The 24,976-nt window shown below is 73.0% G+C and carries 21 protein-coding genes; 16 read left to right on the top strand and 5 right to left on the bottom strand.

Translation table 11 applies throughout. From position 1 onward, the window contains the following. Position 1 precedes the first annotated feature (1 nt). From ACTEI_RS08015 to ACTEI_RS08000, 4 genes are all read left to right on the top strand, one after another. Positions 2-580: a GNAT family N-acetyltransferase gene (locus tag ACTEI_RS08015; protein WP_122977065.1), complete on the top strand. Its 579-nt coding sequence runs from the start codon at positions 2-4 to the stop codon at positions 578-580. A 101-nt stretch (positions 581-681) separates the two neighbouring features. Next, the gene (locus tag ACTEI_RS08010; protein WP_122981984.1) at positions 682-1,422 is read left to right on the top strand and encodes a carotenoid biosynthesis protein; all 741 of its coding nucleotides are present in this window, start codon (positions 682-684) and stop codon (positions 1,420-1,422) included. Continuing rightward, entirely contained in the window at positions 1,419-2,522 is a 1,104-nt protein-coding gene (locus tag ACTEI_RS08005; protein ID WP_122977064.1) for a glycosyltransferase family 2 protein, read from the top strand. Before ACTEI_RS08010 ends, ACTEI_RS08005 begins: the two co-directional genes overlap by 4 nt. A 124-nt stretch (positions 2,523-2,646) precedes the next feature. Next, positions 2,647-4,080: a phytoene desaturase family protein gene (locus ACTEI_RS08000; protein WP_122977063.1), complete on the top strand. Its 1,434-nt coding sequence runs from the start codon at positions 2,647-2,649 to the stop codon at positions 4,078-4,080. A 194-nt stretch (positions 4,081-4,274) separates the two neighbouring features. Here the strand turns inward: ACTEI_RS08000 and ACTEI_RS07995 are convergent, their stop codons facing one another. Further along, on the bottom strand, positions 4,275-4,766 hold the full coding sequence (locus tag ACTEI_RS07995; protein WP_122977062.1) for an SgcJ/EcaC family oxidoreductase: 492 nt from the start codon (positions 4,764-4,766) through the stop codon (positions 4,275-4,277). 76 nt (positions 4,767-4,842) lie between these two features. Between ACTEI_RS07995 and ACTEI_RS07990 the strand changes: the two genes are divergently transcribed. The 3 genes from ACTEI_RS07990 to ACTEI_RS07980 are packed head-to-tail and all read left to right on the top strand — an operon-like array spanning position 4,843 to position 6,790. Further along, complete coding sequence (locus ACTEI_RS07990) at positions 4,843-5,373, top strand: MarR family winged helix-turn-helix transcriptional regulator (RefSeq protein WP_122977061.1); 531 nt, start codon at positions 4,843-4,845, stop codon at positions 5,371-5,373. After that, positions 5,363-6,073, top strand: coding sequence for a helix-turn-helix domain-containing protein (locus ACTEI_RS07985; RefSeq protein ID WP_239082237.1), 711 nt, complete (start codon positions 5,363-5,365; stop codon positions 6,071-6,073). Before ACTEI_RS07990 ends, ACTEI_RS07985 begins: the two co-directional genes overlap by 11 nt. Before the next feature lie 57 nt (positions 6,074-6,130). Continuing rightward, a complete protein-coding gene (locus ACTEI_RS07980) occupies positions 6,131-6,790 on the top strand; it encodes a dihydrofolate reductase family protein (RefSeq protein WP_122977060.1) in 660 nt (219 codons plus the stop codon). 37 nt (positions 6,791-6,827) lie between these two features. On the opposite strand, the gene ACTEI_RS07975 is transcribed toward ACTEI_RS07980, so the two are convergent. The 3 genes from ACTEI_RS07975 to ACTEI_RS07965 all read right to left on the bottom strand — a co-directional run bounded on the left by ACTEI_RS07975 (position 6,828) and on the right by ACTEI_RS07965 (position 10,421). Next, entirely contained in the window at positions 6,828-8,555 is a 1,728-nt protein-coding gene (locus ACTEI_RS07975) for a substrate-binding domain-containing protein (RefSeq protein WP_122977059.1), read from the bottom strand. A 132-nt stretch (positions 8,556-8,687) separates the two neighbouring features. Then, positions 8,688-9,443 carry a class I SAM-dependent methyltransferase gene (locus ACTEI_RS07970; protein ID WP_122977058.1) on the bottom strand — a complete coding sequence of 252 codons (756 nt, stop codon included), beginning with the start codon at positions 9,441-9,443 and terminating at the stop codon, positions 8,688-8,690. A 54-nt stretch (positions 9,444-9,497) separates the two neighbouring features. Next, a complete protein-coding gene (locus ACTEI_RS07965) occupies positions 9,498-10,421 on the bottom strand; it encodes a LysR family transcriptional regulator (protein WP_122977057.1) in 924 nt (307 codons plus the stop codon). A gap of 179 nt (positions 10,422-10,600) precedes the next feature. Here ACTEI_RS07965 and ACTEI_RS07960 point away from each other — a divergent pair, with 179 nt between their 5' ends. Genes ACTEI_RS07960 through ACTEI_RS07950 form a run of 3 tightly spaced genes read left to right on the top strand, consistent with a single transcriptional unit; the run spans position 10,601 to position 13,927 of the window. Further along, a complete protein-coding gene (locus ACTEI_RS07960; protein ID WP_239082241.1) occupies positions 10,601-11,233 on the top strand; it encodes a succinate dehydrogenase cytochrome b subunit in 633 nt (210 codons plus the stop codon). A gap of 1 nt (position 11,234) precedes the next feature. After that, positions 11,235-13,184 (top strand): fumarate reductase/succinate dehydrogenase flavoprotein subunit, encoded by a 1,950-nt coding sequence (locus tag ACTEI_RS07955; RefSeq protein ID WP_122977055.1) that lies wholly within the window; start codon positions 11,235-11,237, stop codon positions 13,182-13,184. Next, on the top strand, positions 13,184-13,927 hold the full coding sequence (locus tag ACTEI_RS07950) for a succinate dehydrogenase/fumarate reductase iron-sulfur subunit (RefSeq protein WP_122977054.1): 744 nt from the start codon (positions 13,184-13,186) through the stop codon (positions 13,925-13,927). The genes ACTEI_RS07955 and ACTEI_RS07950 overlap by 1 nt, the downstream gene beginning before the upstream one ends. Positions 13,928-14,205: 278 nt before the next feature. Here ACTEI_RS07950 and ACTEI_RS07940 read toward each other — a convergent pair whose 3' ends face one another. Then, positions 14,206-14,583, bottom strand: coding sequence for a nuclear transport factor 2 family protein (locus ACTEI_RS07940; RefSeq protein WP_239082236.1), 378 nt, complete (start codon positions 14,581-14,583; stop codon positions 14,206-14,208). Positions 14,584-15,136: 553 nt separating this feature from the next. Between ACTEI_RS07940 and ACTEI_RS07935 the strand changes: the two genes are divergently transcribed. The 6 genes from ACTEI_RS07935 to ACTEI_RS07910 all read left to right on the top strand — a co-directional run bounded on the left by ACTEI_RS07935 (position 15,137) and on the right by ACTEI_RS07910 (position 24,970). Beyond that, positions 15,137-15,619 (top strand): TetR/AcrR family transcriptional regulator, encoded by a 483-nt coding sequence (locus ACTEI_RS07935; RefSeq protein WP_244940672.1) that lies wholly within the window; start codon positions 15,137-15,139, stop codon positions 15,617-15,619. A 667-nt stretch (positions 15,620-16,286) separates the two neighbouring features. Next, complete coding sequence (locus ACTEI_RS07930; RefSeq protein ID WP_203723572.1) at positions 16,287-17,786, top strand: flavin monoamine oxidase family protein; 1,500 nt, start codon at positions 16,287-16,289, stop codon at positions 17,784-17,786. Then, complete coding sequence (locus ACTEI_RS07925; protein WP_122977051.1) at positions 17,783-21,052, top strand: ferritin-like domain-containing protein; 3,270 nt, start codon at positions 17,783-17,785, stop codon at positions 21,050-21,052. The genes ACTEI_RS07930 and ACTEI_RS07925 overlap by 4 nt, the downstream gene beginning before the upstream one ends. Continuing rightward, on the top strand, positions 21,049-22,263 hold the full coding sequence (locus ACTEI_RS07920) for a cytochrome P450 (RefSeq protein WP_239082234.1): 1,215 nt from the start codon (positions 21,049-21,051) through the stop codon (positions 22,261-22,263). Before ACTEI_RS07925 ends, ACTEI_RS07920 begins: the two co-directional genes overlap by 4 nt. Before the next feature lie 41 nt (positions 22,264-22,304). Further along, positions 22,305-23,327, top strand: a complete 1,023-nt coding sequence (locus tag ACTEI_RS07915; protein ID WP_203723571.1) for a methyltransferase — start codon at positions 22,305-22,307, stop codon at positions 23,325-23,327. A gap of 23 nt (positions 23,328-23,350) precedes the next feature. Further along, a complete protein-coding gene (locus ACTEI_RS07910; RefSeq protein ID WP_122977050.1) occupies positions 23,351-24,970 on the top strand; it encodes an FAD-dependent monooxygenase in 1,620 nt (539 codons plus the stop codon). The last annotated feature ends 6 nt before the right edge of the window (positions 24,971-24,976 follow it).

The raw sequence follows: 24,976 nt of genomic DNA, 5'->3' as shown, positions 1-24,976 counted from the left end.
GATGAGGCTCGTAGCGTGGCAGCCGGACGACCTCCTGCGGCGGCTCGACGACGTGGTCGCGGTGTACGGCGAGGCGATGGGTTACCGCCAGGAGCTGCTGCAGACCCGCCGGGGCTACATCGGCTCGCACGTGCGCCGGCCGGGGTTCCGCGCGGTGGCCACGCTGACCGCCGAGGGCCGGGTGATGGGCTTCGGCTACGGCTACACGTCCGCCCCCGGCCAGTGGTGGCACGACCAGGTGCGCTACGCCCTCGGTGAACAGTCCCGGCGGCAGTGGCTGACCGACTGTTTCGAGGTGGTCGAGCTGCACGTGCGCCCGGCCGCCCAGGGGCACGGGGTGGGCGCCCGGCAGCTGCGCGCGCTGCTGGCCATGGCGACGGGGCGGACCGTGCTGCTGTCCACCCCGGAGGCCGACGAGCAGGCGTCCCGCGCCTGGCGGCTGTACCGCCGTTTCGGTTTCACCGACGTCCTGCGGCACTTCTACTTCCCGGGTGACGAGCGGGCGTTCGCCGTGCTGGGCCGGGAGCTGCCGCTGGCCGAGCGTCCGGTGGAGGACGCCTCCGGCCTGGCCGGCGCCTGACCGTGCCGGCCCGTACCCCCGCCTCGCCCCCGGCGCCCGGTCCCGGGGCCGCACCGCCGCGTGCCGCCGATCCCGGCCCGGCGGCCGGCCGCGCGCGGTGGCTGCCGTGGGGGCTGCTCGCCGCCCTGGTGCTGGTGCAGATCTGCTATCCGCTGACCGCCGGGGACGACCGGGCCCGGCTGACCGTGCTGACCGTGCTGCTCGGCGTCGCGTTCTCGGTGTCGCACGCGCTGCTGACCCGGGGCCCGCGGGCGGTCGGCGCGCTGCTGCTGACCGCGACGCTGGGCGGTTTCGCGGTCGAGGCGGTCGGTGTGGCGACCGGTTTCCCGTTCGGCGCCTACGAGTACTCCGGCCGGCTCGGGCCACGCGTCCTCGACGTACCGTTGATCATCCCGCTGGCCTGGACCTGGATGGCGTGGCCGGCGTGGCTGGCGGCGCTGCGCGTCGCGCGGCGGCCGGTGGCGCGCGTCGCGGTCGCGGCGGCCGGCCTGGCCGCGTGGGACCTCTTCCTGGACCCGCAGATGGTCGCCGAGGACTACTGGCGCTGGCTCGATCCGGTGCCCGCGCTGCCCGGTGTGCCCGGCATCCCGATCGGCAACTACCTGGGCTGGGTGGGGTTCGCCGTGGTCCTGATGGCCGCGCTCGCGGCCGTCGCGGGCCGCTCGGCGCTCCACCCGCGTCCCTCGGACGCGCCGGCCCTCGCCCTGTGGCTGTGGACGTACGCCTCCTCGGTGCTCGCCCACGCCGCCTTCCTCGACCTCCCGGCGTCCGCGGCGTGGGGCGCCGGGCTGATGGGGGCCGCCGTCCTGCCGCTGCTGCCGCGCCTGCGAACCCCCGGATGACCGGATCCGCCGCCTGGCTCGCGCTGCTGCCGGCGCTGCTGCTCACCGGGCACACCGCGGTCAACGCGCGGCTGCTGCGCCGCCCCCGCCGGGACGCGACCACCGCGGAACGCGTGGCCGTGCTGCTGCCGCTGCGCGACGAGGCCGCCCGGGTCGCCCCGTGCCTGCGGTCGCTGCTCGCCCAGCGGGGGGTGGCCGACCTGACCGTGCACGTGCTCGACGACGGCTCCACCGACGGCACCGCCGAGGTGGTGCGCGCGGTCGCCGGCGAGGCGCCCGGGACCCGGCTGCGCCTGCACACCGGCGCCCCGCCACCGGCCGGCTGGCTCGGCAAGCCGCACGCCTGCCACCAGCTCGCGCGGCTGGCCGGCGACGCGGACGTGCTGGTGTTCGTGGACGCGGACGTGGTGCTGCGCCCGGATGCCGTCGCCGGGGCCGTCGACCTGCTCCGGCGGGCCGGGGTGGCGCTGCTCAGCCCGTACCCGAAGATCGTCGGCGCCGGGCGCCTGGTCCAACCGCTGCTGCAGTGGTCCTGGCTGACCTTCCTGCCGTTGCGCGGCATGGAGCGTTCGGCGCGGGCGTCGCTGGCCGCCGCCGGCGGCCAGTGGCTGGTCCTGGACCGGGCCGGCTACCGGGCGGCCGGCGGGCACGCCGCGGTCCGCGCCGAGATCCTGGAGGACATCGCGCTGGCGCGCGCGGTGAAACGGGCCGGCGGCCGGATCGCGCTGGCCGACGGCTCGCGCCTGGCCACCTGCCGGATGTACGACTCCTGGCGCGAGCTGGCCGACGGCTACGCCAAGTCGCTGTGGGCGTCGTTCGGGTCCGCGGCCGGCGCGGCCGCCGTCGTGGTCCTTCTCCTCCTGCTGTACGCCCTCCCCCCGCTGGCCGCGCTCGTCCCCGGGTACGCCCTCGTGGCGCTGCTCGCCTACCTGCTGGGCGTGACCGGCCGGGTGATCAGCGCCCGGGCCACCGGCGGCCGGGTCCTCCCGGACGCCCTGGCCCACCCGCTCTCGATCGCGCTGTTCGCCTGGCTGGTCGCCCGCTCGTTCCACCTGCGCCGGCGCCGCCGCCTCGCCTGGCGCGGCCGCGCCCTGCCCTGACCGGCCGGGCACCCGGCCCACCTGCGGGCGGCGACCTCGCCCACCGGGACCGGCGAGCGGCGGGGTGAGCCGGACGCGCGGGCCCGGCCGGGCGCCGGAGGCGGGCATCGTCGATCATCTGAGGATGAGCGACATCGTGGTGATCGGCGCCGGCGTCGGCGGCCTGGCCGCGGCGATCCGGCTGGCCGAGGCCGGGCACCGGGTCACCGTCTACGAGCGGTCCGGCGAGGTCGGCGGCAAACTGGCCGGCTACGAACGCGACGGTTTCCGGTTCGACACCGGCCCCAGCCTGCTCACCCTGCCGGAGGTCTTCGCCGAGCTGGACCTGGGCCTGCGCCCGCAACCGCTGGACCCGGTGGTCCGGCACTTCTTCCCGGACGGCACGGTCCTGGACTCCTCGTCCGAGCACGAGGTCTTCCTGGACCGGATCGCCACCACTCTGGGTCCGGACGCGGCACGTGACTGGGCCCGCTTCTGGCGTCGCGCCGAGCGGATCTGGCACGCGTCGTGGGAGTCCGTGCTGCAACGCCCGGTCACCGCGGCGTCGCTGGCCCGGCTCTCCTGGCGGCTCGGCGACCTGGCCGCCATCGCGCCGGGCCGCTCGCTGCGCTCGCTGGGCCGCCACTACCTGCGCGATCCGCGGTTGCGGATGCTGCTGGACCGCTACGCCACGTACGCCGGCGCGGACCCGCGCCGCGCGCCGGCGGCGCTCGCCGCGATCCCGTACGCCGAGCTCGCGTTCGGTGGCTGGTACCTGCCGGGTGGCCTGGTCACGCTGGCCGAGGCGCTGCGCGGGCGGTGTGCCGCCGCCGGCGTACGGATCCACCTGGGCACGCCCGTCGCCGCGATCGACGCCGACCGCAGGGTGCGCGGCGTGCGCCTGGCCGGCGGGGCGTTCGTGCCGGCCGACGTCGTGGTGTCCAACGTGGACGCGCTCACCCTCTACCGGGATCTGCTGCCCGCGCCGGGGCCGCTGGCCGCGCTGGCCGATCGCAGCGTGGCCGGGTTCGTGCTGCTGCTCGGGGTGCGCGGGCCGAGCCCGGAACTGGCCCACCACAACGTGTTCTTTCCACCGGACTACGACGCCGAGTTCGACGCGGTCTTCGGCGGCCCGGGACGGCGGGCGCGACCGGCCGGCGACCCCACCGTCTTCGTCACCCGGGCGCTGGACCCGGCGGTCGCGCCGGACCGGCACGAGGCATGGTTCGTGCTGGTGAACGCGGCGCCGCAGGGCACCGGATGGTCGGCGGTGGACTGGCGGCGGCCGGGGCTGGCGCAGGCGTACCGGGACCGGGTCCTGGACGTGCTGGCCGCGCGCGGACTGGACGTCCGGGACCGGCTGGTCTTCGCCGAGGTACGGACGCCGGCCGATCTGGCCGACGCGACCGGGGCGCCGGGCGGGGCGATCTACGGCACCGCGGGCGGCCTGCTGCGCCCCGGCAACCGCGCGGCGGTCGACGGGTTGTTCCTGGTCGGCGGCTCGGTGCACCCGGGCGGCGGGCTCCCGATGGTCACCCTCTCGGCCCGGATCGCCGCCGACCAGATCGGCCCGGCCTGAGCTTTTGTCGTTCCACCCGTTCGGCGGGGCTTGGTGCGCTTCCTGCGACGGGCAGGCCGTTGGTGGGCCTGGGCGGTGATCAGCACGACTCCCACGTCGTGGTGGGGAGTGGTGGGCCGGGCGTCGCGTGGCTGTGGTCTGGTCCCACCGAGCGTAGAGGAGGAGCCGAGGAGCGGATACCGGCTGTGCCGCGTTCACGTCGTCGTAGCGCTACGGCCGGCGCCGAGGCTGCGCGCCAGCTTGCCGAGAGCCCGGGCCAGGCGGGCGGGCGCGGAGTCGACGGCGGGGATGGCGACCGGCCTGACTCGGCCGTTGTGCAGGGCGGTGAACCGCCAGCCGTTCGGAGTGCGGACGGCGACCAAGGTCTGCCGGGACAGCCGTCGCCTGGGCAGCGTCGATCGCCAGGGCATCAGAACCGATGCAGTGCCGTGGATTATGGCGACGTCCGGGCTGACGTGGCGGATCGATTCGATTCCGCCGACGAGAGCGGATCCGGCGAGCACGCCACGGAAGAGCCGGTCGTGGGCCTCCTGCATCGGTCCGCGACCGACCGCACGGGTGCCGTCATAGGAGACGTAGTCGGAGTCTTCGGTGAAGCAGTCCGCGTAGGCGACTGCGTCGTTGTCGGTCCATGCCTGCATGAGGCGCTCGAACAGGGTTCTGACGGCGTGGTCGTCGGCATGCATGTGCGCTCCCCCATCGACTACGATTAGGCGTTCGAAACTTACGATAACAGGAACTTACGATGGCAGAAAGGTTCGAATGTCGAAGGATCAGATGATCGGCCTCGTAGCCACGCACCTGCGGCTGCTGCAGCGCGCCGCTGACGCGTTCGACGAGGCCGTAGCGGCTGCGCTGGGGATCAACCGCACGGATCTGCGGGCGTTGGACCTGCTGCTGGGAAACGACACGCCGGTCTCGGCCGGAGAGTTGAGCGACGCGCTGAGGCTGAGTCCGGCCGCCACGACCACGGTCATCGACCGCCTGCAACGCGCCGGACTCGCCGACCGGATTCCGGACCCGCACAACAGGCGGCGGGTCCTCGTTGCGGCCACCAACACCGCCCGTGACGCCGAAAACCGGATCTACGCGCCGGTCGGCGTCGCGGGTTCCGAGGCCCTGGGCCGATACACGCACGAGCAACTCGCCACCATCGTCGACTTCCTCCGCGTGGCCCGCCGAGTCCAGGAAGAGCAGGCAAGCCGGCTCGCGGGCACCGAAGCCCGGCAGCCTGCGCCGGGGAGCCGGCTCCGCCGGGCCGGCTCCGACGGGGGGCCGGGGCTTGCGGTTTGAGCATCGTGACACCGAGGCCGACGCGAGCATCGTCGACCGTGTGTGGCGTACCGTTAGCGACACCTCGGACACCATGACATCCGCGGCACGCACATCGTGCCAGTTGATTCTCACGCGAACGCGGGGACACCTTCGCGCCATCGTGCGTGGACCGGAGACCGCGGCGACCACGGCACCGGTCCCCCCGGACGCCGAGTTCCTGGGGATCCGGTTCGCGCTCGGTGCCGTTCTCCGGCCCCATCCCGCTGCCTCCATCGTCGATGGCCACGCGACGCTGCCCGTGACCGGCTCGAACCGGATCGTCATCGGTGGCGAGGACTGGGAGGCGCCGACGTACGAGAATGCCGAGCATTTCGTCCGACGCCTGCAGGGCGCGGGTCTGCTGGCGCGCTCGCAGCTGCCGGGATCGGGGCATCCCGAGACTCACCGGTCCCGACGAACCCTGCAACGCCGATATCGCGCGACCACCGGCCTCTCCCAGGTTGCTGTGACGCAGATCGATCGCGCGAACGCCGCCGCCACCATGCTGCGCGACGGCCTCGACTGGCGTGCGGCCGTCGCGACGCTGGGCTACTTCGACCAGGCGCATCTGGCACATGCGCTGCGGCGCTACGTCGGGCACACCGCCCGCGGGCTGGGGGCAGCGGGCGATGCCGCGATGTCGTTCCTGTACAAGACCGGCCCGGAGCCCGGCAGCTAGCCTCCCGTTGGCCGGCCGCCCGAGCGGCTGCCACCGATCCTAGTTCGGAGGAGAACCGTGCTGCTCAGCGTCAATGTCTTCGTCAGCCTCGACGGCGTCATGCAAGCCCCGGGAGCACCCGGCGAGGACCCCTCGAACGGCTTCGACCGCGGTGGCTGGCTCGTGCCGCACGCATCCGAGCACACCAACGAGGTTGTCGAGGGCTGGTTCGGCAAGGCGGACGCGTTCCTCTTCGGCCGCACGAGCTACGGCCTGCTCGGCGGGTACTGGCCGAAGGTCACCGCACCGAACGATCTGATCGCCACCAAGCTGAACACCCTGCCGAAGTACGTGGTCAGCAGAACCCTGACAGACGACGAGGCCGACTGGAGCCCGACGACTGTTCTGCGCGGTGACCTCGTCGATGACGTACGCCGGCTCAAGCAGCTGCCTGGCGAAGAACTCCAGGTGCACGGCAGCTGGCAGCTCGTCCAGGCGCTGCACCGGGCCGAACTCGTCGACCGCTACCGGCTGTTGCAGTACCCGGTCGTCGTCGGAACCGGCAAGCGCCTGTTCTCCTGCGGGTCGACGCCCGTCACACTGCAGGTCGCGGAAGGAGACGCGCGCGTGCTGCCCAACGGCGTCGTCTCGCTGACCCTGACCCCCGCCGGCTTCGGCGAGCTCTCCGCCGGCTCCTACGCCGTGGAAGGGGGACGCTCGACAGCGATCTCCCACTGACCAGGGATTCGCGCGGCTCGCATCCCTCGGCGGCGGCTCAACCACCGTGAGCGGCGAGGAACGCCTGCGCGATGCCGGAGGCCAGGTCGGCCGGGTTGCGGGCGGCGATCGCGCGCCCGCCGGTCGCCTTGGCCATGCCCTGCAACGCGGACATGTTCGCGTCCGGGCCGTAGCCGACGGCGATCACCGGGACCGGCCGGGCCGGGTCCGCGCTCGCCGACAGCCTGGCCAGGAAGTCGGCCTGGGACATCTTGACGTCCGTCCCGCCGTCCGAGCCGTCGGTGAGGACCACCACCACCGTGGCGGCGTCCGGCCTGGCCCGCCCGCGCATCTCCGCGACGCCGTCCAGCACGGTCTGGTACAGCGGCGTCCCCGCGTTCGCCACCGGCCGGTACGACCCGATCTTGGCAGCCAGCCGGTCGCGCCGGGGCCGGCCGGCGTCGGACGCCGTGATCGGTCCGAACGACACCTCCTCGGTGTGCGCCGGGCCGCCCGGGCGGGAGGTGCCGAAATACCACATACCGAGGCTGGTCTCCTCGCCGAACAGCTGCGCCGCGGTGGCGCCGGACTCGCGCAGCAGCGAGGCCTTGGTGACGACGCGCCCGGCCCGGTCGGTGATCCGCTCGTTCATCGAGCCGGACGCGTCGATCAGCAGCAGCACCTGGAAGGCCACCGACTTGTAGCCGGACCACTGCCGGGCCGGACCGAGCAGCCGCTCGGGCGCGGCCGGCGGGCGCAGCGCCCCCTTGGTGGCCGTGGCGCGGAATCCGGCGCCGGTGACCGCCTCCGCGGTGATCGCCGCGCGCAGCCGCTCGGCGAGCTCGGCCGGGGCGCCCCCGCGCACGGCGTACGGATAGTCGGCGTCGACCTGGCCGTCCGCCGGCGCCGAGCCGGCCAGCCGGACCCTGTGCCCGGCCTGCTGATAGGCGGTGAGCTGCTGCTCGGTGGTCGGGAAGACGCCGACCTCGTAGCTGGCGGTGGTCGAGTCGGACTCGGCGGCCAGCTGCCGGAAGATCTCAGCCGGCTCCACCGCGGCGTTCTCCAGCCGGCTGCGCAGGGTGAGCGCCTGCAGCTTGGCGATCCCGGCGTCGGTGCTGGCGGCGGCGGTGGCCCGGTGCAGGGCGAAGACGCCGAGCAGACCGGTCGTGGTGATCAGCGGGTCGGACATCCGGACGGCCGGCAGCCGCGCCTGGGCCGCCCCCTGCACCAGGCCGGTCCAGGACGTCCGGCCCTGCGGGGCGAACACCGTGCTGATCGCTTCCGGTCCGGCGATCACCAGGGGCGACCAGCCGAGCGGCGCGCCGCTGGTGGTCCACTGCTCGCCCCGGGCGCCGGCGATCGCCAGCCAGGCGCTGCTGGAGGGCACCCACACGTCCGGCCGCGGCGTGGTGGTGAGGACGGCGCCGGGTTCCACCGCCCGCACCGCGATCTCGGAGCAGCGCTGGCCGGGCCGGCGCAGGGCGCCGGCCGCGTTCTCGATCACCGGGGCGATCTCCGGCGCGGCGGCCACCCGAAGTTTCTCCTCGGGGCAGGGCGGCGCGGTCGGCCGCGGCGACGTGGGCGGGGCGGCGCTGGGCTCGGCGACCGGGGTCCCGTCGCGGTTGCTCATCAGCCGCCAGGCGATCCCGCCGGCGGCCAGCAGGACCAGCACGACCACCGCCGCGGCCAGCAACGTGCGGCCCCGGCTCAGGGGTGGCTCGTGGGGCGGCCGGCTCCACTGCGTCCGGTCGGGCAGACGTGGGTCGGGCCACTCGTTGTCGGACATGCCACCCTACCTCGCGTAATGGCCAGCACCCGGGGTGAAGACCAATGCCGATGGGAGCGGATAGTAGTCGCGGATCCATGTCTGGCAATGGCTTGCGCGGTTCCGGCCACCATCTCGGCACATCCGTGACCGTCAGGACATCAATCGGGGCGCCGCGACGGCGATCACGATGAGCTCGCCGTCCCCGCTGAGCCCGACCGGCTCGCGCCCCCAGCCGCCGTAGATCCGGTCCACCCGGAAGCCCGCCTCGCGCAGCGAGTCACGCAGCTGCGCCTCGGTCCGCAGACGCAGCGTCGCCGAGTTCGCCAGGTCGCGCCCGTCGGCGAACCGGTAGCGCCGGGTGACGTGCACGGTGTTCGGCCCGGTCAGCTCGGCCTCGCTCCACGCCTGCACGCCGGCGCCGTCGCCGAGCACCACGGTGCGCCACGAGTCCCGCGGGTTCCACCGCCGCCACGGCTCGCCGGCCGGGTCCCGGCTGTCGAAGATCAGCCGGCCCTCCGGGATCAGCGCCCGGCGCAGCCCGCGCAGCACCGCGTCCCACTCGTCGTCGTCGGTGAACGACTGCGCCACGTGACCGGTCATCATGGCCGCGTCGTACGACCTCGCGGGCAGCTGCCCGGCCGAGCCCCGCAGCCACTGGACCCGGTCGCCGCCGGGTTTGCGCCGGGCCGCCGCCAGCGCGGCCGGCGCCGGGTCGACCGCGGTGACCCGGTGCCCGGCCCGGGCCATGGCGATGGCCAGCCGGCCGGTGCCGCAGCCCAGGTCGGCCACGCGCGGCGCGGAGCGCTCGGCGAGCACGGCCATGAACAGGTCGTCGTCCCAGCCCCACGGACACTCGGCGTCGTGGATTTCGACCAGCCGGGGGTCGTGGAGCTCGCCATGCCACACACCCAGGACTCTAAACGCAGCGTCGGCACCTGACCACCCGATGTGGACGGACGGTCAGAGGGCGCGCACCCCGAACGGGAGCCGGCCGGAGGCGATGTGCTCCAGCACCACCTCGCGCAGCGCGGCGGCGGCGTGCGGCAGGACCGCCGCGCGGCGCTGGGCCAGCGCGATCGTGCGGCGCATCCCGGGCGGCGCGAGCGGGGTCGCCCGCAGCAGCGGCCGGTTGGCCAGCACCATGCTCGGCACCAGCGCGACGCCGAGACCGGCCTCGACGAAGGCCAGCACGGCGTCCATCTCGCCGCCCTCGACCGCGAACTTGGGGGTGAAGCCGGCCCGCTCGCAGGCGTGCAGGGTGACCTCGCGGATGTCGTAGCCCTCCCGGAACATCACCATCGGGGTGTGCCGCAGCTCGGCCAGCTCCAGCTGCCGCCCCACGGTGGGCGGCGGGCCGTCCGCGACCGAGGCCACCACCAGGCTCTCCCGGACCAGCGCGGTGGTGGCCAGCGCCGGGTCGATCCCGTGCTCGGGCTGGACGATCAGGGCCAGGTCGAGGGTGTGCGCCAGCAGCCCGGCGATCAGGTCCTGCGAGCTGCCCTCGCTGACGTGCAGCTTGACCTCGGGGTGGTCGCCGCGGAAGCTGCGCAGCACGGCGGGCACCAGCGAGGAGCACAGGCTCGGGGTGGCGCCCAGCCGGACCTCGCCCCGGCGCAGGCCGACGATGTCCTGTACGGCGTCGCGGGCGGCGTCCGCGTCGGCGACGATCCGCTGGGCCATTGGCAGCAGCGTCTCGCCGGCCACGGTGAGGGCGACCGCACCGCGGCGGCGCTCGAAGAGCGGGGCGCCGAGGGACGCTTCCAGGGTGTGAATCTGCTTACTCAACGTAGGCTGCGAGACGCCCAGAATGTCCGCTGCTTGTGTGAAATGCCGGGTCTCTACCACCGCCAGGAAGTACCTTAGTTGTTGTAGCTGCACCGTAATAGCATATCGCTATGGCCACCCGCCTGATCATGCATTAGACGAATGGTTCGGGACTTTCTACCGTTCAGGTTGTGGCGGTAGACACTCCTATTCCGAAGACCAAGAACGCGGCGGGGGCGACGGCAACGCCCACCCCGCGCCGGGTGGTCCGGCCCTCGTCGGTCACCTTGAAGATCATCATGGCGGTCAGCGGCATCCTGCTGGTGCTCTTCCTGTTCGCGCACATGGCCGGCAACCTCAAGATCTTCTTGGGTGAGACCGACTTCGACCACTACGCGCACTGGCTGCGTACGATCGGCACGCCCCTGCTGCCGGACACCTGGTTCCTCTGGATCCAGCGCGCCCTGCTGACCGTGGCCCTGGTCGCGCACATCTACGCGGCGGCCGTGCTGACCCGCCGGGCCCGGCAGGCCCGCCCGGTCAAGTACGCGCACCGCCCGAAGATCCAGGGCAGCTACGCCGCCCGGACCATGCGCTGGGGTGGCGTGATCGTCTTCCTCTTCGTCATCTACCACATCCTGGACCTGACCACCGGCCACCTGAACCCGAAGGGCGACCGGGAGCACCCGTACGCCAACGTGGTCGCGGACTTCGCGCCGGACCGCTGGTTCGTGACGCTCTTCTACACGCTGGCCGTCGTGGCCGTCGGTCTCCACCTGGCGCACGGCATCTTCAGCGCCGCCCGCACCCTCGGCCAGCAGACCGAGAAGGGCCAGAAGCGCGCCAAGTACATCTCGATCGCGCTGTCGCTGGTGCTGGTCGTCGGATACCTCTCGGTGCCGTTCGCGGTGCTGACCGGATTGGTGGACTGAAATGGCAGAGACGGAATTCTGGACCGAGGGCGACCCGATCGCCGACCAGGCCGCCCCGGACGGGCCGGTCGAGACCCGCTGGGAGCGCCGCCGGTTCAGCGCCAAGCTGGTCAACCCGGCGAACCGGCGCAAGCTGACGGTCATCATCGTGGGCACCGGCCTGGCCGGCGGCTCGGCCGCGGCGACGCTCGCCGAGGCGGGCTACCACGTCAAGTCGTACTGCTTCCAGGACAGCCCGCGCCGGGCGCACTCGATCGCCGCGCAGGGTGGCATCAACGCCGCCAAGAACTACCGCAACGACGGCGACTCGATCTACCGGCTGTTCTACGACACCGTCAAGGGCGGTGACTTCCGCGCCCGCGAGTCCAACGTGTACCGGCTCGCCCAGGTGTCGGTGAACATCATCGACCAGTGCGTGGCGCAGGGTGTCCCGTTCGCCCGGGAGTACGGCGGCCTGCTGGACAACCGGTCGTTCGGCGGCACCCAAGTGTCCCGGACCTTCTACGCCCGGGGCCAGACGGGCCAGCAGCTGCTGCTCGGCGCCTACCAGGCGATGGAGCGGCAGATCGGCCTCGGCAACATCGAGATGCACACCCGGCACGAGATGCTCGAGCTGATCGTCGCCGACGGCAAGGCGCGCGGCATCGTGGTCCGCGACCTGGTCACCGGCGAGATCACGACCGAGTTCGCGGACGCCGTGGTGCTCGCCTCGGGCGGCTACGGCAACGTCTTCTTCCTCTCCACCAACGCCAAGGGCAGCAACGTCACGGCGACCTGGCGGGCGCACCGCAAGGGCGCGCTGTTCGCCAACCCCTGCTACACGCAGATCCACCCGACCTGCATCCCGGAGTCCGGCTCGCACCAGTCGAAGCTGACCCTGATGTCCGAGTCGCTGCGCAACGACGGCCGGGTGTGGGTGCCGAAGGCGCAGAACGACAAGCGGGCCCCCGGCGACATCCCCGAGGACGAGCGCGACTACTACCTGGAGCGCATCTACCCGTCGTTCGGCAACCTGGTCCCGCGTGACATCGCGTCGCGGGCCGCCAAGAACGTCTGCGACGAGGGCCGCGGCGTCGGTCCGGGTGGCCTCGGCGTCTACCTGGACTTCGCGGACGCGATCAGGCGGCTGGGCCGCAAGGCGGTCGAGGCCAAGTACGGCAACCTGTTCGAGATGTACCAGCGGATCACCGGCGAGGACCCGTACGAGGTCCCGATGCGGATCTACCCCGCGGTGCACTACACGATGGGCGGCCTCTGGGTCGACTACGACCTGCAGTCCACCATCCCGGGACTGTTCGTGATCGGCGAGGCCAACTTCTCCGACCACGGCGCGAACCGGCTCGGCGCCTCGGCCCTGATGCAGGGCCTGGCGGACGGCTACTTCGTGCTGCCGAACACGATCAACAACTACCTGGCGGCCGGGCCGTTCCCGAAGCTCGACGAGACCCACGAGGCCGTCGTCGCGGCCCGCAAGCAGGTCGAGGACCGGCTCGCCAGGTTCCTCTCGATCAACGGCGACCGTACCGTGGACTCCTTCCACCGCGAGCTCGGCCACATCATGTGGGAGTACTGCGGCATGGAGCGCACCGAGGAGGGCCTGACCAAGGCGATCGGCCTGATCCGGGCGCTCAAGGAGGAGTTCTGGACCCGGGTCAAGGTGCCCGGCAAGGGCGCCGAGCTCAACCAGAACCTGGAGCGGGCCGGCCGCGTCGCCGACTTCTTCGAGCTGGCCGAGCTGATGTGCATCGACGCGCTGCACCGGCGGGAGTCGTGCGGCGGTCACTTCCGGGGCGAGAGCCAGACCCCGGACGGCGAGGCGCTGCGCCACGACGACGAGTTCAGCTACGTCGCCGCGTGGGAGTACGCCACCGCCGAGGGCGGCAAGCCGACCCTGCACAAGGAAGCGCTCGAATTCGAGTACGTCCACCCGAGCACGCGGAGCTACAAGTAATGGACATCAAGGTCAGGGTGTGGCGTCAGGCCGGCCCCGCCGACCAGGGGCGGATGGTCACCTACGACGTCAAGGGCATCTCCCCCGACGCGTCGTTCCTGGAGATGATCGACGTCCTCAACGAGACGCTGATCCTCAACGGCGACGACCCGATCGCGTTCGACCACGACTGCCGTGAGGGCATCTGCGGCATGTGCAGCATGGTCATCAACGGCGTGGCGCACGGCCCGGAGAAGGCCACCACCACCTGCCAGCTGCACATGCGGCACTTCTCCGACGGCGACGTGATCGACGTCGAGCCGTGGCGGGCCAGGGCCTTCCCGGTGATCAAGGACTTGGTCGTCGACCGGTCCGCGTTCGACAAGATCATTCAGGCGGGCGGCTACATCAGCGTCCCGACCGGCACCGCGCCGGACGCCCATGCCACGCCGGTGCCGAAGAAGGACGCGGACGCCGCGTTCGAGGCGGCCACCTGCATCGCCTGCGGCGCCTGCGTGGCGGCCTGCCCGAACGGCTCGTCGATGCTGTTCACCGCCGCGAAGATCACCCACCTCGGCCTGATGCCGCAGGGCCAGCCGGAGCGCGACAGCCGGGTGATCGACATGCTGCAGGCGCAGGACGACGCCGGCTTCGGCGGCTGCACCAACATGGGCGAATGCGCCGAGGTCTGCCCGAAGGGCATCCCGCTGAGCCTGATCGGCCGCCTGAACAGCGACTACCGCAAGGCGATCGCCAAGCACTGAGGTGCTCGGCGGAGCCGGTGACCGGGACGCCGCACGGTGTTCCGGTGGGTCACCCACTCCAGGCGTCCGGCACAACGGCGTGCCGGGCGCCCGGTTCCCCGCCCGTGGCCACGGCCACGGGCGTTCCGCATCTCCCGCCCGTGCCCGTGGCCACGGGCGTTCCGCATTTCCCGCCCGTGGCCGTGGCCACGGGCGTTCCGCGTTCCCCGCCCGTGGCCGTGGCCGTGGCCGTGGCCACGGGCGTTGCGTATTCGCCGGTCCGGACGCCGGCGGGTCGGTCATGACCCGGTCAGGGCGGCGGCGATGGCCACCGTGTGCTGGTACTCGCGCCAGCCGGCGAGCAGGCCGTCCCGGGTGCGCAGGACGGCGATGAACGGCGCCGACGCCTGCACGCCGGTCACCTCGTGGGTGCCGACCAGCTCGTACTCCACGATGATCACCTCCGGATCGGCGGTCTCGTGGACCACGATGTTCCGGCAGTCGTCGAAACGCACCGGGAAGCTCGCCCGCCCGGCCCGGGTGTGCTCCAGCACCCGCTGCCGGCCCTGGATGCGGGTGGGCCGGCCGGGCGGCGCGAACGGCGTCTCGACCAGCACGTCGTCGGCGAGCATGTCGTCGTCGTAGGTGGGCTCACCGGCCAGCCACCGGAGACGCATCCGAGCGAAGATTTGCTGTGGTGTCACGGGTACCTCCGACTAAGGTGAGCGGGAACTCGACTTCGTCTCGCTTCGCCGAGAATAATGAGTGGATGCTCACCTTGCCAGACCTGCCGCCGGGCGGCGCCGCCTCCGCTTCCGCCCCGAGCCCGCGACCCGAAGGGCCCGCGACGCCCCTGGCCGCCCCCGCCGACACCCCCGACTCCGCCTCGCGGCCGGAACAACCCGCGACGCCCCTCGCCACCCCAACCCCGCCTCGCGGCCGGAACAACCCGCAACGCCCCTCGCCACCCCCGCCGACACCCCCGACCCCGCCTCGCGGCCGGAACAACCCGCAACGCCCCTCGCCACCCCCGCCGACACCCCCGACCCCGCCTCGCGGCCGGAACAACCCGCAACGCCCCTGACCACCCCCACCGACACCCCCGACCCCGCCTCGCGGCCCGAGCGACCCGAGGCGCCCGCGCCGGGCGGCGCGCCGTGGGCGGACGGGCCGCCGCTGCGGGCGGACGCGCAGCGCAACCGGGCCCGCATCCTCGACGCGGCCGAGGCGGTGTTCGCCGAGTCCGGCGCGGGCGCGTCGACCCAGGAGGTGGCACGGCGGGCCGGGGTCGCGATCGGGACCGTGTTCCGCCATTTCCCCACCAAGAACGACCTGCTCGCGGCGATCATGAAGCGGCTGCTGGCCCGGCTGGTCGCCGAGGCCGGGCAGCTGGGCGGCGGCGACGGCCTGTTCGACTTCTTCCGGCGCCTGGTGGCGCAGGCGGCCGGCAAGCGTTCCGTGGTCGACCTGCTGGCCCGGGCCGGGGTGGACGTCCGGCTCCCGGACGCGGTCGGCCATCTGGAACAGGCGGTGGGCGGGCTGCTCGCCCAGGCGCAGGCGGCCGGGACGGTGACGACCGAGGTACGGCTCGCCGAGGTGATGGCGTTGCTGGTCAGCATGTGCCAGGGGGCGCTGCACGGCGGCTGGGACGAGACCCTGCAGGACCGCGCCCTGGCCGTGATCTTCACCGGGTTGCGCCCGCACCGGGCCTGACCCGAGGACCCGCGCCACCCGGCTGTCCGGCCTGGACGCCCGCACCGGCACGTGACCATTTGTCTGCTGTTAACGGTGGCCGAAACCGCAATTCTCACGGCCTTGCACCGGCTTCCGGCGCGCGAACCGCGGCATCCTATCGACACCGGACGTCCCTCGGCGGCGCGGCCGTGATCCCCATTCCACGATTTCTGCGGCGATAGGTGGAACACCTGGTCCATCCCGTCGGACCGGGTCGTCCCAACGGTCGATACCCGCGCGGTTGACCTGCACGTTCCGAACGCACCGCATATGCTCGGCGAAGTAACCCGGCTGCTGGCCGACGCTCGGCGCGGACCGGGAAGCGTGCCGCAACGATACGTCGGCCGGTTCCGGGAATCACTCAGCGAAATTGTCTGGCAATACGCATTCATTCGGTAGGACCTGGTCAATAGAAACCCACCAAATCGATACGGCGCGGCGACGTCCGCTTCGCTGATTCGTCAAGCGCTGTCATGTCCGGAGTTTTGCCATGCGACTTCGGTCGGTCCACGGACTCGACGACAGCGCGCGGGAGGCAAAGTCCATGAAGTACAGACGATCACCGACAGCCATGCCGGTACCGCCGAGAACCCCCCATACCCACACGGTCGGCCCCAGGACAAGCGGCGAGCGCCCGGACCGGACCGTGGTCATCCTGGGCGCCGGCATCGCCGGGCTGGCCGCCGCATACGAGCTGGAGCGGCTGGGCGTCCCGGTCGAAGTGCTGGAGGGCAGCCGGCGGATCGGCGGCCGGATCTCCACCTTCCGGTTCGGCGACTCGGCCGACGCTCCCTTCGCCGAGCTGGGCGCCATGCGTATTCCGGCGGGGCACAGCAACACCCTGCGATACGTCGCCCAGCTCGGTCTCACCGACGAGTTGCGCTCCTTCCACAGCCTGCTGGCCGACAAGAACGCCTTCCTGCGTACCGCGGAGAGCTACGTCCGGCTCCGGGACGCCGCCCGGCAGCTGACCGCCGAGATCGCCGAGGGCCTGTCCCAGGACACCTACCGGCCGGAGTCGCTGATGTTCGGCGCCTGGCTGACCCTCGTCGTGGATGCCATCGCGCCGCCCGATCAACGGCAGGACCTGCGGCAGGACCTGCGGACCCGGCTGCTGGACTATGTGGAGCGGCTGAACCTGGCGCCGTTCGTCCGCGACGACGGCAACGCCTTCGACCTGCACGGGCTGTTCGCCGCCCACCCGTCCCTGCGGGAGGCGTGCCGGGACCCGCTGCGGGGCTTCCTCGACGACATCCTGATGGAGACCAGCACCGAGCTGTTCCGCCTGCGCGGCGGCATGGACCAGCTGGTCCGGCGGCTGGCCCGGCGCATCCACGGGCCGATCCGCCGCCAGCACGAGGTCGTCGGCATCGAGTCACGCCCCGACGAGGTGGTGGTCCACCTGCGCGCCGAGGGCCGGCACGTGGTGCGCCGCTGCGGCCAGGTGCTGTGCACGCTGCCGTTCTCGGTGCTGCGCGGCCTGCGGCTCACCGGTTTCAGCGACGACAAGCTGCAGATCATCCACGATGTGCGCTACGTGCCCGCGACCAAGGTGGCGCTGCACTGCCGGGAGGCGTTCTGGCAGCGGGAGGGCATCAACGGCGGCGCCTCGTCGAGCGGCGGGCGGGTACGTCAGACGTACTATCCCCCGATCGACGGCGACCCGGCGTTCGGTGCGGTCCTGCTCGCCAGTTACAGCGTCGGCGAGGACGCCGAGCTGCTCGGCCGGATGTCCGCGGCGGCCCGGTACGCGGCCGTGCTGGCCGACCTCGCCCCGATGCACCCGCAGCTGCTGCGGCCCGGCATGGTGCTCAACGCCAAGAGCCTGGCCTGGGGCCAGTACCCGTGGAGCCACGGCGGGTGCTCGGTCCACTGGGGCATGGACCCGGCGGCGGCCGAGGAGCAGCGCATGCTGGCGCAGCAGCCGCAGGGCCGGCTGTACTTCGCCGGGGAGCACTGTTCGTCGCGGCCGGCGTGGATCGACGGCGCGCTGGAATCGGCGCTGGACGCGGTCAGCCGGATCGTCATGCAGATGCCGGCCGCGCTGCCGGACCCCGCGCTGATGCGGGAGCCGTCGCTGCTGGCGGAGCCGGTCAGCCCGGTCGAGCCGGACGCGGCGCCGATCTGCACGGAGATCGTCGGATGAGCGTGCTCGAACTCCCGCGCCTGCATTTCCGCGGGACGGCCACCACCAAGCTGCCCACCGGGCCGCGTGGTGGCCTGCTCGACCTGGCGACCAACCGGGCGCTGACCGACGACGGGCCGGTGCCGGTGGACACCCCGCCGGCGCAGTACCGCGCCTGGCTGGAGCGCCGGGGACCGCGCTTCGACGCCGCCGGCCGGGCAACGCCGGACGGGCCGTTCAACGCCTCGACCGGCTACAACTTCGCCGGTAACAGCCACTTCTGGATCGACGCCGAGGTGGTCGCGGCGGAGTCGTCGGGCGGCCCGGATCCCGCCGATCCGGTGGTGGGCCGGCAGGTGGACATGTGGGGCCACTACAACGAGTACCTGGCCACCACCGCGAACCGGGCCCGGGTGTTCGACCTGGATCCGTCCTCGCGCTGGACGACGACGGTGATGGTCGGACAGTTCGGCCTGGGGCGCGGCGACCGGTCGTACGAGGACGGCTACCTGCTGACCGGCGACGTGTCCGGCTACCAGCCGCCCCGATGGCACCACTTCGACTACTGCCGCGGTCTCGCGGCGCACCCGCTGGCCGCGGAGCTGGCCCGCTCCACCGTCCACCAGTTCGCCCTGCCGGCCGGCGAGGGCCTGCACTGGCTCGCGGAGGCGGCGGCGTCGCCCGCGGTCGCCCGGTTGCGTGCCGCCGTCGAGCAGCCCGGCGTGGACGGGCTCGTCGTCCAGTTCGCCCTGGCCACGATGGCGATGCCGGCCGCCCCGGACGCGCCGAACCACTGGACGGTCTGGGGCACGGTGGCCCCGTGGCGCCGTACCGAACTGCGCACCTGGCCCGCCGGTCGGCTGCTGACCCCGCGGGCCGCCGGGTGGACCGGACGGCCGGTCCCGATGCACAACGTGACGGTCGCCATCGAGCCGGACCGGGTCACCCTGAACATGGTCACGGCGGTGCCGCTCGCCGGTCCGGCGGACCCGCCCGGGCGCCGTCCCGACCGGCTCCGGCTCGGCGACCTGGAACTGCGGACCATGCGCACCGGCCGGCTGCTCGCCCGGATTCCCCATGCCGCGTACGCGGGCCCGGGGTGCGACCTGACGAGCGGGATCGTCAGCGTGCCGAACCTGCATCCCGGCCCCCTCGACGAGACCGTCTGCCTGATCGGCGAGGTGGCCGGGCAGCGGCGCGCGCTGGTGGCCGAGGAGGAGGTCACGGTACAGACCGACGACGCCTGCCTGTTCCTGGAGCACCCCGAACCCTCCGGCGGCCACGACCACGCGGTGACGGTGACCGTCCGGTCGTACGTCCGCGGCCGCCCGGCGCCGGTCGGCGGCATCCGGGTACGGCAGTTCCTGAACCCCCGGTCCCGCCCGCTGGACCCGGCCGCGGCCGCCGCGTCGGCCCGCTGCGGTGACGTGAGCCTGGTGCAGGTGCGGCCGGGACCGGTCGCGGCCGGCGGCGACTTCGCCGACACCTGTGCCGTCGACACCGACGCCCGGGGCGAGGGCCGGTTCACCGTCCGCGGGGCCTGCGCCGGCGCGGCCCGGATCCTGCTCGCCCCGGAACCCGACACCGGCCCCTGTCGTGCGGAGCAGCCCGGCTCGTGCGCGCTGGCCTACGACGAGGCGGACGCGCTGGGCTACTGGTCCGGCGCGGGCCACCTGGCGGTACGGGTGCTGCCCGACGACTGGCGCCTGGCCGGGGTGCCGGCCGAGGACGTCACGTTCGACCTGTTGTACCGCGAGGTGCTCGCCGACTACGAGTTCCTCTACTCGTTCATGGGCCTGGAGGTGTTCAGCCTCGCCGACCGGTGCAAGGTCGCCACGTACGCCCGGCTGCTCTGGCAGATGTCCGATCCGGCCAACCGGTCCCGCACCTGGTTCATGCCACCGACCCGGGACCTGTCGGTGGCGAAGGCCGGCCTGTTCCTCAAGTTCCTGCGGCGCGAGCAGGCCACGGCGCGGGTGCCGGTCGCGTCCGCCGGGCGCGCCCGGACCGGGTTGGCGATCACCACCCGCGGGCAGCTGCTGGTCGCGCTGCGGCACGCGGTCACCCTGGAGCTGGCCGTGATGCTGCAGTACCTGTACGCGGCGTACTCGGTGCCGACCTACGGCGCGGCCCGCGAGTTCGTGCGCCGCGGCCGGTGGACTCCGGAGCAGGCCCGGCTGGCGTGCGGGGACGGGGGCCGCAGCCGCGACGGTGGCGTGCGTGGCCGGCTGCTCGAGGTGGCCCGGGAAGAGATGATCCACTTCCTGGCCATCAACAACATCGTCATGGCGATGGGTGAGGGCTTCCACGTACCGGTCTTCTCCTTCGGCACGCTGAACCGGACCCTGCCGGTGGCCCTGGACTTCGCCCTGGAGCCGCTCAGCGTGGGTGCCCTGCAGCGGTTCGTCGCGATCGAACGCCCGGCGGGCGCGGTGCCGGCCGCCCTGGGCGTGCCGGGGGCGGATGTGCCGCCCGGCCGCGGCGAGCACCGCTACCACTCGATCCCGGAGCTGTACGACGACATCCGCGCCGGCCTGGAACACGTCCCCGACCTGTTCATGATCCGCCGCGGCCGGGGCGGCGGGGAGCACCACCTGTTCCTGCGCGAGTCGATCAACGCGGTGCACCCGGACTACCAGCTGTACGTCGACGACCTGGCCAGCGCGCTGTTCGCCATCGACGTGGTGACCGAGCAGGGCGAGGGCGGGCGGATCGACTCGCCGGTCGAGGCCGGCCCGTCGCACTACGAGATCTTCCTGGAGCTGTCCGACCGGCTGCTCGGCGAGCGCGCCGCGAGCGGCGGCGCGCGGCGCGAGCTGTGGGCCCCGGCGTACCCGCTGGCCCGCAACCCGTCGTTGTATCCCGGCAACCCGAACACCGAGCCGGTCACCGATCCGGAGGCGGTCGCCGTGCTGGAGCTGTTCAACCGCGCGTACTTCATGATGGTCCAGCTGATGGTGCAGCACTTCGGCCAGGACCCGGACGCCAGCCTGCGCCGGTCCAAGCTGATGAACGCGGCCATCGACGTGATGACCGGGATCATGGGTCCGCTGGCCGAGGTCCTGGTCACGATGCCGGCCGGACGTCCCGGCACGAGCGCCGGCCCCTCCTTCGAGTGGGAGTCCGAACCCCGGTTCATCCCGCGCCCCGACGTCGCGAACCGCTCGATGGCGCTGCGCTTCGAGCATCTCGCCGCGGCGTCCGGCAAGGTGGCGGCCGCGCCGGACCGGGTCACCGAGATGCTCGCCTTCTACGCCGCCTTCTTCAGCGCCCGGGAGCGGGTATGACCACGGTCGTCGACACCGGCCGGATGCCGCCGTTCGCCCTGGGCGCGGCACAGATCGCCGATCCGTACCCGGTCTACCGGCGCTACCTGGCCACCGACCCGGTGCACCGGCAGCAGCGTCACGACGGCGCCGACACGTGGTACGTCTTCGGCTACGACGACGTGTCCGCGGTGCTGAGCGACCGGCGGTACGGGCGCCGGGGGCCGGGCGGGGGTTCCGCGGTCCCGATCCCGGCGCGCTACGCGGCGCTGCACGACGTGGTCACGAACTGGCTGGTGTTCCTGGACCCGCCGCGGCACACCGCGCTGCGCTCGAAGGTGGCCGGGCACTTCGCCCAGGCCCGGGTCACCCCGCTGCGGCCACGGATCGAGGCCCTGGTCGACGGCCTGCTCACCGGCCTGGCCGGCCGCCCGGTCGTCGATCTGGTCGCGGACTTCGCGGCGCCGCTGCCGATCCTGGTCATCGCCGATCTGCTGGGCGTGCCCGCCGCACAGCACCGGTGGCTGCGGCGGCACGCCGTGGCCCTGCAGCAGGCCAACACGTCACACCGCGGTGACGGCTTCCCGGCCGCCGACCGGGCCGCCCGGGAGCTGTCGGACTTCTTCGCGGCGCAGGCCGAGCGCCGGGGCCGCACGGACGCCGACGACCTGGTCGCTCACCTGCTCGCCGCCGGGCTCACCGGCGTGGAGTTGGCGTCGACCTGCATCCACCTGCTCACCGCCGGACACGAGACCACCACCAACCTGCTGGCCAAGTCGGTGCTGGCGCTGCTGCGCCACCCGGACGTGCACGCCGAGCTGAGCGCGGTCCCGGAGGCGATGCCACCGGCCGTCGAGGAGCTGATCCGCTACGACAGCCCGGTGCAGATGGTCCGGCGCCGGGCGCGGCAGGACGTGGCGCTCGGGGGCCGGCACATCGACGCGGGCAGCACCGTCGTGCTGGTGCTGGGCTCGGCGAACCGCGATCCGGCCCGCTTCCCCGACCCGGACCGGCTCGACATCCACCGCGACACCACCCGTCACACCGGTTTCGGTATCGGCATCCACTACTGCGTCGGCGCTCATCTGGCCCGCCTCGAAGCGGAGATCGGCCTGGCCGGGCTGCTGCGCCGGCTACCGCGGCTGAGCCTGGCCGAACACCCCGTTCCGTACGCCGACGACCTGGTCTTCCACGGCCCGTCCCGGCTGCTCGTACACCCGGGGTCCCGCTGACCGCGGCGCCCGCCCCGACACCTACCACTCTTGGAGACCCCATGACGACCCGACAACTCTCGCCCGATCATGACGAGGCGCTGCGCCTGCTGCGCATGGCCGAAGGGCTCGGGGCCGCCCGGCTCCTGCAACTCGCGGTCGAGTTCGACGTGGCCGGCCTGCTCGCCGACGGCCCGCGTAGCGCCGAGGAGCTCGCCGAGAAAACCGCGACCCACCCGCAGGGACTGCACCGGCTGCTGCGGGCGCTGGCCGGCGTCGGGGTCTGCACCGAGACCCCGCCCGGCCGCTTCGCGCTGACCGAGATGGGCAAGCGGCTCGACGCCGAGCACCCGCAGTCCCTGCACTGGTGGGTACGGTTCCAGGGGATGCTCAACCCGGTCTACGACGACGCCGGCAGCAGCGTGCGCGCGCAGGATCCGGCCTTCTCCGCGGTGTACGGCCAGCCGATCTTCGAGCACCTCGCCCGCCACCCCGAGCACGGCACCATCTTCCATTCCGCGATGGCCGAGCACAGCCGGGTCATGGGCACCGTGCTGGCCACCGGTTACGACTTCGGCGGGGTACGCCGGATCGTCGATGTCGGCGGCGGTGACGGCAGTCTGCTGACGGTGTTGCTGCAGCGTTACCCGGACGCCGAGGGCGTCGTCTTCGACCTGCCCGAGGTCGCCGACGTGGCACGCGAGCGGGTGGCGGCCGCCGGGCTCGCCGAGCGGTGCGCCGTGGTCGGCGGCGACTTCCTGCAGACCGTTCCCGCCGGCGCCGATCTCTACCTGCTCAAGGGGGTGCTGCACAACTGGTCGGACGCGGACGCGGTCACCCTGCTGCGCAACTGCCGGACCGCGATGACGCCGGAGAGCCGGCTGCTGCTGATCGAGGCCGTCGTCCCGCCCGGCGACGACTTCCACCCCAGCAAGGTCCTCGACGTCGCCATGATGATCGTGTACGGCGGCCGCGAGCGAACCCTGTCCGAGCACACCGAACTGCTGACGGAGGCGGGGCTGCGGTTCGGCCGGATGGTCGAGGCGGCCGCCCCGCTCAGCGTCATCGAGGCCTACCCGGCCTGACCACGACGACACGGAGGACGACAATGAAACAGGACGTCGAGGTGCTCGTGGTCGGCGCCGGCCCGGTCGGGCTGACCATGGCCATCGCCCTACGCCGGCTGGACATGCGGGTGCGGGTGGTCGACCGCGCCCCCGGCACGAACCGGGAGCCACGCGCTGACGTGATCTTCCCGCGGGCCGGCGAGGCGCTGGGGGCGCTCGGGGTGGGCGAGACCATCCGGCGGCACGCGTACGAGATGGAGAGCGGCACCGTGTTCTCGTCCGGACGCCGGGTCGGCACGTTCATCACCGGACGGCTCTCCTCCCGCTACCCCACCGCCATGACCATCGAGCAGCACCAGATCGAGCGGCTGCTCACCGAGGAGCTCGCCCGGCTGGGGGTGACGGTCGACTGGCGGACCCGCGTCACCGACCTGGCGCAGGACGACGCCGGGGTGCACGTCACCGTCGAGCATCCGCACCAGCGGGTGGAACACATCGAGGCGGCCTGGGTGGTCGGCTGCGACGGCGTGCGCAGCACGGTGCGGCGCCGGCTCGGCATCGCCTTCCCCGGCGCGGAACGCCGCAACATGCAGGTGGTGCAGGGCAACGTCGTCCCGTCCTGGTCGCTGACCGACAAGCCGGGGAACGGGTACTTCTTCCTCGCTCCCTACCGGTCTGTCATCGCCTTCCCCACGCCCGGCTGCGGGTACCGGATCTTCTGCGTACGCGACAATCCGGAGCCGCGGCAGGACGACGCGCCCACGCTGCGCGAGCTGCGGGACCTGGTGGCCGAGGCGGCCCGGATGCCGGAGCTGGACCTGGTGCTCACCGAACCGGTCTGGCTGAGCCGGGCCCGGTTCGCCGACCGCATCGCCACCCGGCTGCGCTCCGGCCGGGTGCTGCTGGCCGGCGACGCCGCGCACACCTGGGCTCCGCTGGGCGGGCACGGGATGAACGTCGGCATGCTGGGCGCGTACAACCTCGGCTGGAAGCTCGCCGCGGTGCATCGCGGGCAGGCCGCCGACCCGTTGCTGGACACGTACGACGCGGAGCAGCGCGTGCTGGCCGAGGGCGTGATCCGGGACATGCGGACCAGCCCGATGGAGATGGTCCTGCCACCGGGGGCGAACGGGCTGCGCGGCCTGCTGGTGGGCGCCATGCTGAGGTCGTCGTCGATGCAGCGGCGCACCGAGTGGATGATGAGCGACTTCGGCCGCCACCATCGCCACAGCCCGCTCTCCTGGCACCGCAGCCGCTGGCCGACCGGCGGGCCCCGGGCCGGCGACCGCCTGCCGGACGTCCCGGTGGTCACCGCGGACGGGCATCCGAGCCGGTTGCACGATCTGCTCGGCTACAACCGGTGGACCCTGCTGCACCACATGCGTTACGCGGACACCGCGGCCGAGAACGCGCTGCGCCTGGTGCAGGCCGCCTGCCCGGCGCCGATGACGTTCGTGCCGATCGCCGCCGCCGGCCGCGAGGCGGCCCGGTCGCTCGGCGACCCGGCCAATTTCCTGCTGGTACGCCCGGACGGGCACATCGGTCTGGTCTGCCCGGTGAACCGCCCGGCCGGGCTGCGCGACTACATGCGGCGGCATCTGGTCGGTGATCCGCGGCCGGTCCCGGACGCCCCCGCCGTCGCCGGGCGCGCCGCCGGATAGCTCGGC

Origin of the sequence: Actinoplanes teichomyceticus ATCC 31121, from assembly GCF_003711105.1 — a bacterium.
Lineage (GTDB): Bacteria > Actinomycetota > Actinomycetes > Mycobacteriales > Micromonosporaceae > Actinoplanes > Actinoplanes teichomyceticus.
The sequence above is the reverse complement of the archived record's forward strand: the minus strand, read 5'-3'. Positions and strand labels throughout refer to the sequence as shown.

Bases quoted from the DNA above. Each gene is read 5' to 3' on its own strand.
- ACTEI_RS08005 (WP_122977064.1), top strand. From the start codon at position 1,419: ATGACCGGATCCGCCGCCTGGCTCGCGCTGCTGCCGGCGCTGCTGCTC.
- ACTEI_RS07910 (WP_122977050.1), top strand. From the start codon at position 23,351: ATGAAACAGGACGTCGAGGTGCTCGTGGTCGGCGCCGGCCCGGTCGGG.
- ACTEI_RS07950 (WP_122977054.1), top strand. From the start codon at position 13,184: ATGGACATCAAGGTCAGGGTGTGGCGTCAGGCCGGCCCCGCCGACCAG.
- ACTEI_RS07955 (WP_122977055.1), top strand. From the start codon at position 11,235: ATGGCAGAGACGGAATTCTGGACCGAGGGCGACCCGATCGCCGACCAG.
- ACTEI_RS07925 (WP_122977051.1), top strand. From the start codon at position 17,783: ATGAGCGTGCTCGAACTCCCGCGCCTGCATTTCCGCGGGACGGCCACC.
- ACTEI_RS07995 (WP_122977062.1), bottom strand. From the start codon at position 4,766: ATGCATGCCGACGACCACGCCGTCAGAACCCTGTTCGAGCGCCTCATG.
- ACTEI_RS07920 (WP_239082234.1), top strand. From the start codon at position 21,049: ATGACCACGGTCGTCGACACCGGCCGGATGCCGCCGTTCGCCCTGGGC.
- ACTEI_RS07990 (WP_122977061.1), top strand. From the start codon at position 4,843: ATGTCGAAGGATCAGATGATCGGCCTCGTAGCCACGCACCTGCGGCTG.
- ACTEI_RS07975 (WP_122977059.1), bottom strand. From the start codon at position 8,555: ATGTCCGACAACGAGTGGCCCGACCCACGTCTGCCCGACCGGACGCAG.
- ACTEI_RS07940 (WP_239082236.1), bottom strand. From the start codon at position 14,583: ATGCGTCTCCGGTGGCTGGCCGGTGAGCCCACCTACGACGACGACATG.
- ACTEI_RS08000 (WP_122977063.1), top strand. From the start codon at position 2,647: ATGAGCGACATCGTGGTGATCGGCGCCGGCGTCGGCGGCCTGGCCGCG.
- ACTEI_RS07915 (WP_203723571.1), top strand. From the start codon at position 22,305: ATGACGACCCGACAACTCTCGCCCGATCATGACGAGGCGCTGCGCCTG.
- ACTEI_RS07960 (WP_239082241.1), top strand. From the start codon at position 10,601: ATGGCGGTCAGCGGCATCCTGCTGGTGCTCTTCCTGTTCGCGCACATG.
- ACTEI_RS08015 (WP_122977065.1), top strand. From the start codon at position 2: ATGAGGCTCGTAGCGTGGCAGCCGGACGACCTCCTGCGGCGGCTCGAC.